Annotated in this window: 11 protein-coding genes; 10 read left to right on the forward strand and 1 reads right to left on the reverse strand. The window is 67.4% G+C overall.

The window, feature by feature from the left end:
* The first annotated feature begins 40 nt into the window (after positions 1-40).
* Genes RU09_RS03135 through RU09_RS03145 form a run of 3 tightly spaced genes read left to right on the forward strand, consistent with a single transcriptional unit; the run spans position 41 to position 4085 of the window.
* Entirely contained in the window at positions 41-1582 is a 1542-nt protein-coding gene (locus RU09_RS03135; RefSeq protein WP_042537388.1) for a molybdopterin-dependent oxidoreductase, read from the forward strand.
* 38 nt (positions 1583-1620) lie between these two features.
* Positions 1621-3213, forward strand: a complete 1593-nt coding sequence (metG, locus tag RU09_RS03140) for a methionine--tRNA ligase (protein ID WP_042537390.1) — start codon at positions 1621-1623, stop codon at positions 3211-3213.
* Between the two features lie 2 nt (positions 3214-3215).
* A complete protein-coding gene (locus RU09_RS03145; RefSeq protein WP_042537392.1) occupies positions 3216-4085 on the forward strand; it encodes a TatD family hydrolase in 870 nt (289 codons plus the stop codon).
* On the opposite strand, the gene RU09_RS03150 is transcribed toward RU09_RS03145, so the two are convergent.
* Positions 4067-5344, reverse strand: coding sequence for an MFS transporter (locus RU09_RS03150; protein WP_231567456.1), 1278 nt, complete (start codon positions 5342-5344; stop codon positions 4067-4069). The two genes, RU09_RS03145 and RU09_RS03150, sit on opposite strands and share 19 nt — an antisense overlap.
* Before the next feature lie 56 nt (positions 5345-5400).
* Here RU09_RS03150 and rsmA point away from each other — a divergent pair, with 56 nt between their 5' ends.
* The 7 genes from rsmA to RU09_RS03185 all read left to right on the forward strand — a co-directional run bounded on the left by rsmA (position 5401) and on the right by RU09_RS03185 (position 13616).
* Positions 5401-6270: a 16S rRNA (adenine(1518)-N(6)/adenine(1519)-N(6))-dimethyltransferase RsmA gene (rsmA, locus tag RU09_RS03155; protein ID WP_042537396.1), complete on the forward strand. Its 870-nt coding sequence runs from the start codon at positions 5401-5403 to the stop codon at positions 6268-6270.
* Positions 6271-6279: 9 nt separating this feature from the next.
* Complete coding sequence (locus RU09_RS03160; protein WP_042537398.1) at positions 6280-7347, forward strand: aldo/keto reductase; 1068 nt, start codon at positions 6280-6282, stop codon at positions 7345-7347.
* 13 nt (positions 7348-7360) lie between these two features.
* Positions 7361-8293, forward strand: a complete 933-nt coding sequence (locus tag RU09_RS03165) for a 4-(cytidine 5'-diphospho)-2-C-methyl-D-erythritol kinase (RefSeq protein WP_042537400.1) — start codon at positions 7361-7363, stop codon at positions 8291-8293.
* A gap of 99 nt (positions 8294-8392) precedes the next feature.
* A complete protein-coding gene (locus RU09_RS03170; protein ID WP_042537402.1) occupies positions 8393-9406 on the forward strand; it encodes a LacI family DNA-binding transcriptional regulator in 1014 nt (337 codons plus the stop codon).
* A gap of 155 nt (positions 9407-9561) precedes the next feature.
* Complete coding sequence (gene mmsA, locus RU09_RS03175; RefSeq protein ID WP_042537456.1) at positions 9562-11082, forward strand: multiple monosaccharide ABC transporter ATP-binding protein; 1521 nt, start codon at positions 9562-9564, stop codon at positions 11080-11082.
* Positions 11079-12434 (forward strand): multiple monosaccharide ABC transporter permease, encoded by a 1356-nt coding sequence (gene mmsB / locus RU09_RS03180; RefSeq protein ID WP_042537404.1) that lies wholly within the window; start codon positions 11079-11081, stop codon positions 12432-12434. The genes mmsA and mmsB overlap by 4 nt, the downstream gene beginning before the upstream one ends.
* 60 nt (positions 12435-12494) lie before the next feature.
* Positions 12495-13616 (forward strand): substrate-binding domain-containing protein, encoded by a 1122-nt coding sequence (locus RU09_RS03185; protein ID WP_042537406.1) that lies wholly within the window; start codon positions 12495-12497, stop codon positions 13614-13616.
* The last annotated feature ends 70 nt before the right edge of the window (positions 13617-13686 follow it).

Below are 13686 nucleotides of genomic sequence, written 5' to 3' on the forward strand. Positions count from 1 at the left end.
GGACGACCCCGGGGCTCTGCCCCGGGGTTACCCTCGGATCATGAGCCATGCAACCCGTACGACGCGCGGTGACAGGCTCCGATCGGCGGCCGCCGGGCTGAGTGCGGCGGTCGTCGCGGTCGGCCTGGCGGAGCTGGTGGCCGCCATCGTCGAACCGAGCGCGAGTCCGTTCGCCGTGATCGGCAGCGGGCTCATCGACCTCGCGCCCAGCTGGGCGAAGGACACCGCGATCGCGCTGTTCGGCACCGGCGACAAGGTCGCGCTCCTCACCGGGATCGCCATCGTGCTGGCAGGACTGGCGGCGCTCGCCGGCATCCTGGAATCCCGCCGGGCGGGAGTGGGGTCGACGATCCTCGCTGCTCTCGGCGTGCTCGCTCTGGTGGCCGCGATGATCCGTCCTGGTGCGGGACCGTTCGCCTGGCTCCCCGGCCTCGTCGCGGGAGTGACGGCGGTCGTCGCGCTGCGGCTGCTCATGCGCAAGGTGCACCCGGTGCCGTATCTCCGCGCCGAGCATGAGGAGCGCCGACAGTTCCTCCTGTGGACCGTCGGCGTCGCAGCCACCGGCATCGTGGCGCTCGCCATCGGCAACGCGGCCCGCGGCGTGACCCGGTCCATCGAGGCGGTGCGGTCCACACTGCGCCTGCCGAAGGCCGCCACGCCGGCCCCGGCAGTGCCGGTCGCCGCAGAACTCGACATCCAGGGGCTTGCGCCCGTCGTCACCCCGAATGCGCAGTTCTACCGCATCGACACCGCTCTGATCGTGCCGCGCATCGACCCGGCCGATTGGTCGATCCGCATCCATGGGATGGTCGACCGAGAGATCGTGGTCACGTGGGACGAACTGCTCGCCCTGCCGATGCAGGAGTCGCATGTGACGCTCGCGTGCGTGTCGAACGAGGTGGGCGGAGACCTGATCGGCAGCGCCCTGTGGCTCGGGCATCCGGTGCGCGAGCTCCTCGCGCGGGCGGGCGTCGACCCGGACGCCGACATGGTGCTGTCGACCTCGTCCGACGGATTCACGGCCTCGACACCCCTCGAGGCTCTCACCGACGACCGCGACGCCCTGCTCGCGGTCGGCATGAACGGTGATCCGCTGCCCATCGAGCACGGTTTTCCGGTGCGCATGGTGGTGCCGGGGCTCTACGGCTATGTCTCTGCGACCAAGTGGGTGACCGACCTCGAGGTCACGCGGTTCGACCGGGCGACCGCGTACTGGACCGACCGCGGGTGGTCGGAGCGCGGACCGATCAAGCTGCAGTCGCGCATCGACGTGCCCCGTCGCGGGACTCGGATCGAGGCGGGTGACGCCGTGATCGCCGGCATGGCATGGCAGCAGCATGTGGGAGTCGAGGGCGTCGAGGTGCGGATCGACGAGGGCGCATGGCGTCGGGCCGAGCTCGCCACCGCGATCTCCGACGACACCTGGGTGCAGTGGCGCCTCGACTGGTCGGCCGAGAGCGGAGCGCACACGATCGAGTGCCGGGCGATCAGCGCCGACGGCGAGACGCAGACCTCGGATCCGGCCGACGTCGTGCCCGACGGCGCTCAGGGGTGGCATCGCATCGAGGTCTCGGTCGCCTGAGCGTAACGACCCCCTGCATCCCACCTAGAATTGTCCCCATGCCCGCAGGCGAATCGTTCTACATCACCACGCCCATCTACTACCCCTCCGATGTGCCTCACATCGGTCACGGGTACACCTCGGTGGCGGTCGACGCGCTCGCGCGCTGGCACCGTCAGGGCGGCGATGACACGTGGATGCTCACGGGCACCGACGAGCACGGCCAGAAGATGCTCCGCGCGGCGGCGGCGAACAACGTCACCCCGCAGGAGTGGGTCGACAAGCTCGTCACCGAGGCGTGGTTCCCGCTGCTGAAGACCCTCGATGTCGCGAACGACGACTTCATCCGCACCACGCAGGAGCGCCACGAGACCAATGTGCAGACGTTCTTCCAGCGTCTGTACGACCGCGGGTACATCTACGCGGGCGAGTACGAGGCGCTGTACTGCGTCGGCTGCGAGGAGTTCAAGCCCGAGTCCGAGATCGTCGACGGCACAGGTCCGTTCGAGGGTCTGAAGGTGTGCGTGATCCACTCGAAGCCCCTCGAACTCCTGCAGGAGAAGAACTACTTCTTCAAGCTCAGCGAGTTCCAGGACCGCCTGCTCGAGCTCTACAAGACGCAGCCCGACTTCGTGCGCCCCGACTCCGCGCGCAACGAGGTCGTCTCCTTCGTCAGCCAGGGGCTGAAGGACCTCTCGATCTCGCGCTCGACGTTCGACTGGGGCATCCCGCTGCCGTGGGACGAGTCGCACGTCATCTACGTGTGGGTCGACGCGCTGCTCAACTACGCCACCGCCGTCGGGTACGGCTCCGATCCGGAGACGTTCGACCGCCGCTGGCCCGCCTATCACGTGGTCGGAAAGGACATCCTGCGCTTCCACGCGGTGATCTGGCCCGCGCTGCTGATGGCCGCCGGGCTCGACGTGCCCAAGGGCGTGTTCGCGCACGGCTGGCTGCTGGTCGGCGGCGAGAAGATGTCGAAGTCGAAGCTCACCGGCATCGCACCGACCGAGATCACCGATGTCTTCGGCTCCGACGCGTACCGCTATTACTTCCTCTCCGCGATCGCGTTCGGTCAGGACGGGTCGTTCTCGTGGGAGGACCTCTCGGCCCGTTACCAGGCCGAGCTCGCGAACGGCTTCGGCAACCTTGCCTCGCGCACCACGGCGATGATCGAGAAGTACTTCGAGGGCATCGTGCCGCCCCCCGCCGACTACACCGAGAAGGATCTCGAGATCCAGAGGATCGTCGCGGATGCGGCGTCGAACGCGGATGCCGCGATCGAGCAGTTCCGCATCGACGAGGCCATCTCGTCGATCTGGACGATCGTCGATGCGCTGAACGGCTACATCACCGCGAACGAGCCGTGGGCGCTGGCCAAGCAGGCGAACAGCGGAGACGAGGCTCAGCGCGGCCGTCTGGGCACGGTGCTCTACACCTGCGCCGAGGGCCTGCGTGCGCTCGCGGTGCTGCTCTCGCCGGTGATGCCGCAGTCGACGGAGAAGCTCTGGGTCGCCCTCGGCGCTGCCGAGAGCCTCGGACGTCTGCAGGATCAGCCGATCCGTGAGGCCGGAGCCTGGGGAGCGCTGCGCCCCGGAACCAGCGTCAACGGCCTCAGCCCGCTGTTCCCGCGTGTGGAGTCCAACGCCTGAGCATGACGTACGTGCAGCAGCGAGACGGCGAGGGACGCAAGAACCTGCGGTATCCGGCGGCCCCCGAGCCGCTGTCCGTGCCCGTGTACGACAACCACGCGCATCTCGAGATCCTCGACGGCGATGAGCCGCTGTCGCTGACCAAGCAGCTCGATCGCGCCCAGGCCGTGGGCATCGCCGGGGTGGTGCAGGCGTCGGGTGACATCGAGTCTTCTCGGTGGGCGGTCGAGGCGGCGGAATCGGACTCCCGTGTGCTCGCGGCTGTTGCGATCCACCCGAACGACGCGCCTGCCTACGCCGAAGAGGGGCGCCTCGATGAGGCCATCGCGGTGATCGACGAGCTCGCCGCGCACCCCCGCACGCGGGCGATCGGCGAGACGGGGCTCGACTTCTTCCGCACCGAGCCCGAGCGCCGAGCACCGCAGTTCGAGTCCTTCGAGGCGCACATCGCGCTCGCCAAGAAGCATGGCATCGCGATGCAGATCCATGACCGCGACGCGCATGACGCGGTCCTCGAGACGCTGACGCGGGTGGGTGCCCCCGACCGGACCGTGTTCCACTGCTTCTCGGGTGACGACGAGATGGCCCGGATCTGTGCGGATGCCGGATATCACCTGTCGTTCGCGGGCAACGTCACGTTCAAGAACGCGCAGAATCTGCGCGACGCGCTGAAGGTGACACCGCTGGATCGCATCCTGGTCGAGACCGACGCGCCGTTCCTCACCCCGACGCCGCTGCGCGGCCGGCCGAACGCCCCGTATCTCGTGCCGATCACGGTGCGCTTCATGGCAGCCGAGCTCGGCATCGAGGTCGACGAGCTCTCTGCCCAGCTCGCCGCGAACACCCTGCGGGTCTACGGCTCGTTCGACTGAGTCTCGATCGCCTGCGTGTCGGAGACCGGCTTCGCCGACACGATCTGCGAGATCGGCTTCCACACGAACAGCAGTGTGAGCGCAGCGCCGACGAACGCGAACCACCACGGAGCGGTGAGACCCCAGAACTGCGCGATCACGCCGCCCAGTGCCTGTCCGATCACCATGCCGCCGAACACGCCGACCATATTGACCGAGGCGACCCGGCCCTGCAGCTCGGGCGGCACGAGGCGCTGACGGACGGTCGTCGAGATCGTGCCCCAGATGAACGCGTAGGTGCCGAAGACGAACATGATCACGAGCGCGACCCACCCGGTGCTGGTGAGCGCGAAGGCGAGGTGCATCAGCACTTCGAGAGAAAGCACGACGCGCATGAGCGTCGCGAACGACACGTGTCGTTCGAGCCACCCGAAGCACAGCGTGGCGAGGATGCCACCGGCGGCGGACGCCGTGGTCAGCGCTCCATAGCCGACGGCGCCCATGCTCAGGTGCTCGGTGGCGTAGAGCACGAGCACGCCCCAGGGGGCCGCCCAGGTCACGTTGAAGACCAGGATGATGAGCACGAGCATCCGCACCGGCGGGTTCTGCCAGAGCCACCGCAGGCCCTCGGCGATGTCGGTGTGCACGTGCGTCTTCTCGGCGTCGCCCGTCGCCCGGGGCGGCACCGGCGTGCGGGCCATGCGCGAGATCAGCACGACCGCGAGGAGCACGCAGAGGACCTCGAGCAGGAAGGGCCACGCCGTGCCCGCGGCGAAGAGGAAGGCTCCCAGCGGAGGACCCGCGAACTGGTTCGCGACGAGGTACCCGGCCTGCAGACGCGCGTTGCCGATGCCCAGATCGGCGGGCTTCACGAGCATCGGCAGCAGCGTGCTTCCCGCCGTGTCGACGAAGACCTCTGCCGTGCCGTAGAGGAAGGCCACAGCGAGCACGATCCAGATGTTCGCCGTGCCGGTGAGCAGGAACGCGCAGAGACCTGCGAGCACCACGGCCCGCGCCGCGTTGGCGAACATCACGAGGCGTCGGCGGTCGAACCGGTCGGCGATCGCACCGGCGTGCAGCCCGAACAGCAGCCACGGAAGGAACTGCATGATCGCGCCGGCGGCGACGAGGATCGGCGATGACGTCATCGAGGCGATGAGCAGGGGAGCGGCCGCCAGAGCGACGCCGTCTCCGACGTTGCTCGTCCACGACGATGCGAGCAGCCAGCGGAAATCCCTGCCCATCCGACGGGGCGCGATCAGTTCACCGAGGGAGGGCACCACAGAAGACTACTGGCGGGTTCGGACACCGGTGAGGGGTGGGGGACAATGGAGCAATGACAGTCACCCTGCTCGGCGCCACCGAGATCCGCCGCCTCGCCGCTGAGCTCGACGTCACCCCGACCAAGAAGCTCGGACAGAACTTCGTCGTCGATGCGAACACCGTGCGCAAGATCGTGCACGCCGCCTGCGTGCAGCCGGGGGAGCGGGTCGTCGAGGTCGGGCCGGGGCTCGGTTCGCTCACCCTTGCGATCCTCGAGACCGGGGCATCCGTCACCGCCGTCGAGATCGACCACCGGCTCGCAGCCCGACTCGCCCAGACCGCGGTCGAGCACGGCGTTCCCGCCGAGAGGCTCACGGTCGTCGATGCCGACGCGCTGCGCATCACCGAGCTGCCCGGCGAACCCACCGTGCTGGTCGCGAATCTCCCCTACAACGTCTCCGTCCCCGTGCTGCTGCACTTCCTCGAGAACTTCTCGTACCTGAAGCGCGGCGTCGTGATGGTGCAGGCCGAGGTCGCCGAGCGCATCGCGGCCAAGCCAGGGTCGAAGATCTACGGCACCCCGAGCGTCAAGGCGGCCTGGTACGGCGAATGGAGGCTCTCGGGCACCGTGTCCCGTCAGGTCTTCTGGCCGGTGCCCAACGTCGACAGCCTCCTCGTCGGCTTCGACCGGTCGGAGGGCGAGCGCGGCACGGAGGATGAACGCCGACTCACCTTCAAGATCGTGGATGCCGCCTTCAACCAGCGCCGCAAGATGCTGCGTCAGGCGCTGTCCGAGCTCTTCGGCAGCTCGGCCGCGGCATCCGAGATCCTGATCGCGGCAGGAGTCGCGCCGACCGCCCGCGGCGAGGATCTCACGGTCGACGACTATCACCGTATTGCGCGGCACGTCGCCCAGATCGAAGACACCGTCATCACCGGCTAACCTGGCACGGTGACCGAGTCTCCCCGCTTCCGTCCCAATGTCCCTGAGCTCCACCGGCCGTACGCTGCCGACGAGAGCCGCTATCAGCAGTTCGAGTACCGCCAGGTCGGCTCCTCGGGGCTCTACCTGCCGCCGATCTCGCTGGGCCTGTGGTGGAACTTCGGCGACAACATCCCGCTCGACAACCAGCGCGCACTGCTGCGCCACGCGTTCGACCGGGGCATCACCCACTTCGACCTCGCGAACAACTACGGACCGCCCTACGGCTCCGCCGAGAAGAACTTCGGTCGCATCTTCGCCGAGGACTTCCGCCCCTATCGCGACGAGCTGATCATCTCCTCGAAGGCGGGCTGGGACATGTGGCCGGGGCCGTACGGCGACCTCGGGAGCCGCAAGTACATCCTCGCGAGTGCCGAGCAGTCGCTCACGCGCATGGGTCTCGACCACGTCGACATCTTCTACTCGCACCGTGCAGACCCGGTGACCCCGGTCGCCGAGACCATCGGAGCACTCGACACACTCGTGCGTCAGGGCAAGGCGCTCTACGTGGGCATCTCGTCGTACAGTGCCGAGCGCACGGCCGAGGCCGTCGCCGTCGCCGCCGAGCTCGGCACCCCGCTCGTCATCCACCAGCCCGCCTATTCGATCCTCAACCGCTGGGTCGAAGACGGGCTCACCGAGAAGCTCGAGCAGTCCGGCGTCGGCGCGATCGCCTTCACGCCGCTGGCGCAGGGGCTCCTCACCGACAAGTACCTCGGTGACGGCACCGCAGCCCGGGCCCAGAAGCGCGGGTCGCTGCCCGATGCTCCGCTGTCGGATGCCGCTGTGGTGACGCTCCGGTCGCTCAACGCCATCGCCGAGGGGCGGGGGCAGTCGCTGGCTCAGATGGCGATCCAGTGGACGCTGCGCAACCCGGTGGTCGCCTCCGCACTGGTCGGGGCATCGCGCCCCGAGCAGCTCGACGAGAACATCGCCGCCGTCAACGGACCGGCATTCACGGCCGACGAGCTCAGCCGCATCGATGAGGCGGCCGGGGCCATCGACGTCGACCTGTGGGCGTCGTCCACGGAGCTGTGACGGGAAGACCGAGATGAGCTTCGCCGCCCCCGTCGATTCCGTGCACGTGCGCGCGCCAGGCAAGATCAACGTCTACCTGGGCGTGGGCGGCCGTCACGACGACGGGTACCACGCGCTGGCTACCGTGTTCCAGGCGGTGTCGCTCTATGAGGACGTGATCGCCCGGCACGCCGACGACTTCTCGATCACGGTGTCGGGCGTGGACGATCCCGACACGGTGCCGCTGGACGACCGGAACCTCGCGATGCGGGCGGCGAAGCTCCTCGCGACCGCAGCCGAGTACGGCGGCGGGGTGGCGCTCGAGATCCGCAAGAGCGTGCCGGTCGCCGGAGGCATGGGAGGCGGGTCAGCGGATGCCGCTGCCGCCCTCGTGGCCTGCGATGCGCTGTGGGGCACCGGGTTCTCGACGGCGCGCCTGCACGAGCTCGCGGCACGCCTCGGTGCCGATGTGCCCTTCGCGCTGCACGGCGGCACCGCCGTCGGCACCGGTCGGGGAGACCAGTTGAACCCGGCATTGGCGAGGGGACGCTTCGACTGGGTGCTCGTCCCGAGTGACGAGGGCCTGTCGACGCCGGTCGTGTACGCGCGGCTCGATGCCCTGCGTGACGCCGAGGGCGCGCTCGCCGACGATCCGCCGCTGTCGCTCGAGGTTCCGGCGCCCGTGCTGCAGGCGCTGCGCTCGGGAGACCCGGACCTGCTGTCCGAGAGCATCTACAACGACCTGCAGGAAGCCGCCCTGCACGAGCGGCCGGAACTCGAGACGACGATCCTGCGTGGCATCCATGCCGGTGCGCTGCAGGGGATCGTGTCCGGTTCAGGGCCCACCGTCGCACTCCTCTGCGCGAGCCCCGAGGGTGCGCAGGAAGTGCAGTCGCTGCTGCGCGAGCACGGGCTCGAGTCGCTGCACGTGCATGGCCCGGTGCCGGGCGCGCGCATCCTCGCCTGACCCGCCCCGCCGCCCCCTCGCGTCGGCGACGTGCGTTCGGCGCGCCTGGCATACATAATGAAGTGACGATGTGACCGTGCACATACAAGGAGGTCTGTGATGTCGACTGCCTCCGAGCGTGCCCGGATGCCGAGCATCCGCGACGTCGCTCGACTCGCGGGGGTGTCGCACCAGACGGTCTCGAGGGTGCTGAACGATCACGCGAGCATCCGCCCCGAGACCAAGGCCAAGGTGCTCGACGCCATCGCGGTGCTCGACTATCGTCCCAATCTCGCAGCGCGGGCACTGGTGACCAGCAAGTCCAACATGCTGGGCATCCTCGCGGCGACCGTGGGGGAGTTCGGACCCACGTCCTCGATCGTCGGCATCGAGGATGCCGCGCGCGAGGAGGGGTACTCGGTCTCGACGCTCAACCTCTCGGCCACGACGCCGGAGGCGATCGGCAACGCCCTGCGCCAGTTGGCGCGCGAGCAGGTCGACGGCATCGTGGTGCTCGCCCCGCAGGTGCGGGCGTTCCACGTGCTCAAGGGCATGGCGGTCGAGATGCCGTTCGTATCGCTGCAGACCGCCTCGGGCTCCGACGGGGTGACGCTGTCGGCAGACCAGGTCGCCGGTGCCCGCGCCGCCACCGAGCATCTGATCGGGCTCGGACACAGCGACATCATCCACATCGCAGGGCCCCAGGACTGGATCGAGGCAGAGTCGCGCATGCGCGGGTACCTGGACGCGCTGCGCGAAGCCGATCTTCCGACCTTCCCGCCCATCCGCGGCGACTGGACGGCCGACTTCGGCTACTTCGCGGGCAAGGAACTGTCGCGCCGCCGCGATTTCACGGCCGTGTTCGTCGCGAACGACCAGATGGCCATCGGTCTGATGCACGGCTTCCGGGATGCCGGCGTCCGCGTGCCCGAGGATGTGAGCGTCGTCGGCTTCGACGACATCCCCGTCGCCGCGCATGTCGCGCCGACTCTGAGCACCGTGCATCAGGACTTCCCCGAGCTCGGGCGTCGGGCGGTGCGGATCCTGCTCGCGCAGATCCGGGGTGAGCAGGTGCCCGAGTTCGGGCCGCTCCAGACCACCCTGCGCACGAGGGAATCGTCCGCACCTCGATAGAGCCACAATTTGGCTCGTGGTCTTGACAGCGTCTCGGCGAGCGTAGACTATGTAATCCAATGTGAACGGTCACATCGAAGGTGACCGCCCGTCGCGAGGAAGATCTTGTGAGCACCACAGCAACGTTGCCGGTCGTGTCAGGCCCCATCCTGGAGATGCGCAGCATCACCAAGGAGTTCCCGGGTGTCAAGGCGCTGTCCGACGTGTCCATCACCGTCCGCGCAGGCGAGATCCATGCGATCTGCGGGGAGAACGGCGCCGGGAAGTCGACCTTGATGAAGGTCCTCTCCGGCGTGTACCCCTACGGCACGTACGAGGGGGACATCCTGCTCTACGGCGAGGAGCAGCGCTACCGCGACATCGCGGCGAGCGAGCAGGCCGGAATCGCGATCATCCACCAGGAGCTCGCGCTGATCCCCGAGCTCTCGATCACCGAGAACATCTTCCTCGGCAACGAGATCCGCAGCTTCGGCAAGATCGACTGGCGCGCACAGCGCCAGCGCACGGTCGAGCTGTTGGCTCGCGTCGGCCTGCGTGAAGACCCCGACGTGGCCATCAAGACGCTCGGTGTCGGCAAGCAGCAGCTGATCGAGATCGCCAAGGCCCTCAACAAGGACGTCAAGCTCCTCATCCTCGATGAGCCCACCGCCGCGCTGAACGAGAACGACTCGCAGCACCTGCTCGATCTGATCCTGGGTCTCAAGGCCAAGGGCATCGCATCGATCATGATCAGCCACAAGCTCAACGAGATCGAGCAGATCGCCGACGAGATCACGATCATCCGCGACGGCCGCACGGTCGAGACGCTCGACATCTCGCGCGGTGAGATCAACGAGGACAGGATCATCCGCGGGATGGTCGGACGCTCGCTCGAGAGCCGATACCCGGACCGCACCCCCGAGATCGGGGAGGTCTTCTTCGAGGTCAAGGACTGGTGGGTTCAGCACCCGACCGTCTCCGAGCGCATGGTCGTCAAGGGATCGAACCTCAACGTCCGCCGCGGCGAGGTCGTCGGCATCGCCGGGCTGATGGGCGCGGGCCGCACCGAGTTCATGATGAGCATCTTCGGCCGCTCCTACGGCAACTTCCAGGGCGGACAGATCATCAAGGACGGCCGGGAGATCTCGATCCCCGACGTCTCGTCCGCCATCAAGCACGGACTGGCCTACGTGAGCGAGGACCGCAAGGTGCTCGGCCTCAACCTGCTCGACACCATCAAGCGGTCGGTCGTGGCGGCCAAGCTGTCGAAGATCTCGAAGCGCGGCGTCGTCGACGAGCGCGAGGAGTACTCGGTCGCCGAGCGCTACCGCAAGGCGCTGCGCATCAAGACGCCGAGCGTCGAAGAGGGCGTCGGCAAGCTCTCGGGAGGAAACCAGCAGAAGGTCGTGCTGGCGCGGTGGATGTTCACCGACCCCGACCTGCTGATCCTCGACGAGCCCACCCGCGGCATCGACGTGGGTGCGAAGTACGAGATCTACGCGATCATCAACGAGCTCGCCTCGCAGGGCAAGGGAGTCATCGTCATCTCCAGCGAGCTGCCCGAGCTGCTCGGCATCTCCGACCGCATCTACACAGTCTTCGAAGGTCGGGTCACCGACTGCATCCCGGCCGACCAGGCGACACCCGAGGCCCTCATGCGCAGCATGACCTCCGCGACTCAGAAAGCATCAGCATGACCACCGACCTCACGACAACGAAGCGCGGCTTCCACTTCGGCGACATCCGCAAGATGTTCGGAAGCAACGGCACCTCGTCGCTGCGCCAGTTCGGCATCCTGGGCAGCCTCATCGTCATCATCGCCCTCTTCGAGATCCTGACGCTGCTCCGCAACGGGCCGAACGGCGCGACGCTGACGTCGGGCAACCTGATCAACGTCATCAACCAGTACTCGTTCATCCTGATCCTCGCGATCGGCATGGTGATGGTCATCATCATGGGGCACATCGACCTGTCGGTCGGCTCGGTGGCGGCGTTCACCGGCATCATCGTCGCGAAGTCGATGGCCGACTGGAACCTCCCTTGGCCGGCGGCGATCCTCCTGGGCCTCGGTGTGGGTGCCCTCGTGGGTGCCTGGCAGGGATTCTGGGTGGCATACGTCGGGGTGCCCGCGTTCATCGTGACGCTCGCCGGCATGCTCTTCTTCCGCGGTGCGCAGCAGTGGATCGGTGACGCTCAGACGATTCCGGTGCCCAAGGGCTTCCAGGTGATCGGCACCGGCTATCTGCCCGAGGTCGGGCTTCCGCTCGACTTCAACGTGCCGACGATGCTCCTCGCCCTGGTCGCCGTGGCGTGGCTGGTCTTCTGGGAGATCCGCACCCGTCGCCAGCAGCACAAGATGGGCTCCGACAGTGCGCCTCTGTGGGTCAGCGTGGTCAAGGTCGTGCTGCTCTCGGTCGTCGTCCTCGCCGCGGCGTGGATGTTCGCGACCGGTCGCCCCGGCACGAGCTTCCCGGTTCCGGGTCTGATCCTGCTCGCCCTGGTCATCATCTACTCGTTCATCACTCGCAACACCGTGTTCGGCCGTCACATCTACGCCGTGGGTGGCAACCGTCAGGCAGCCCGCCTCTCGGGTGTGAAGGACCGCTGGGTCGACTTCTTCGTCATGATGAACATGTCGATGATGGCCGCCCTCGCCGGCATGATCTTCGTCGCCCGTTCGCAGGCGTCCGGACCGAACGACGGCACCGGCTGGGAGCTCGACGCCATCGCATCCGTGTTCATCGGTGGCGCCGCCGTCGCCGGTGGCATCGGCACCGTGATCGGATCGATCATCGGTGGTCTGGTCATGGCGTTCCTCAACAACGGTCTCGCTCTGCTCGGCCAGGGTGCCGACGTCGTCTCGATGATCAAGGGCCTCGTGCTCCTGCTCGCGGTCGGCATCGACGTCTGGAACAAGCAGCAGGGCCGCCCGTCTCTCATCGGTTTCATGATGCGTCGCTCGAGCCGCCAGCAGGACCCGGCCACCGAGACGTTCGAACCCAACAGGACTTACCAAGCCCCTCCCGTCGACAAGACAAGGGCCGAGTAAGCGGAATCTCCGCGCAGTGCTCGCACGCAGAATCCGTCACATCACACAGAAAGAGATCACATGAAGAAGATCATCGTCACAGCGACAGCGCTCGTCGCGACGGCTGCCTTCGCACTCACGGGCTGCTCCGGTGAGCGCGGCGGCGGAACCGACACGGGATCCGGCGAAGAGGCCGAAGCAGGCTTCGAAGCAGGCTCCCCGATCGGTGTCGCGCTTCCCGACAAGACCAGTGAGAACTGGGTCCTCGCGGGTCAGCTCTTCACGGACGGCCTCGAAGAGGCCGGCTTCAAGGCCGACGTGCAGTACGCTCCGGCGAGCAACACGGTCGCCGAGCAGCAGAACCAGATCCAGGCCATGGTCACCAACGGTGCCAAGGTCATCATCATCGGCGCGAAGGATGGCAAGCAGCTCGCCACCCAGGTGCAGGCCGCCAAGGATGCCGGCGCGTACGTGATCGCGTACGACCGTCTGATCGAGAACACCGAGGCCGTCGACTACTACGTCGCGTTCGACAACTTCAAGGTCGGCCAGCTGCAGGGCCAGGCTCTGCTCGACGGACTCGCCGAGCGTGCGGGCCACGAGGCTCCGTACAACATCGAGCTCTTCTCGGGCTCGCCGGATGACGCCAACTCGAAGGTCTTCTTCGACGGCGCCATGGACGTGCTCCAGCCGGAGATCGACAACGGCAACCTCGTCGTCGTGTCCGGTCAGACCGAGATCGCGCAGACCGCGACCGAGGGCTGGCTTCCGGAGAACGCGCAGAACCGCATGGACACGCTGCTGACCTCGTCGTACAGCGGTGACACGGTGGTCGACGGCGTGCTGTCGCCGAACGACACGCTTGCTCGCGCCATCATCACGTCGGTGCAGCAGGCCGGCAAGCCGGTTCCGGTCGTCACGGGTCAGGACTCCGAGGTCGAGTCGGTGAAGTCGATCATGGAGGGCATCCAGTACTCCACGATCAACAAGGACACCGCGCTGCTCGTCGAGCAGTCGATCAAGATGGTCGGCCAGCTGCAGGCGGGCGAGACCGTCGATGTCAACGACGAAGAGTCGTACGACAACGGCGCGAAGATCGTTCCGGCATACCTGCTCGACCCGATCATCGTCACGAAGGAAAACGCCGCTGAGGCGTACGCCAACGTGCCGAGCCTCCTCGAGATCGTGAAGTCGTACCAGTAAGCGATTCCGCTCGAACAACGACGAGCCGTCCGGACCTTCGGGTCCGGGCGGCTCTTCGCCATGTCGGGTC

The sequence above is a fragment of the Microbacterium sp. MEJ108Y genome (assembly GCF_000834175.1).
Classification (GTDB): Bacteria; Actinomycetota; Actinomycetes; order Actinomycetales; family Microbacteriaceae; genus Microbacterium; species Microbacterium forte.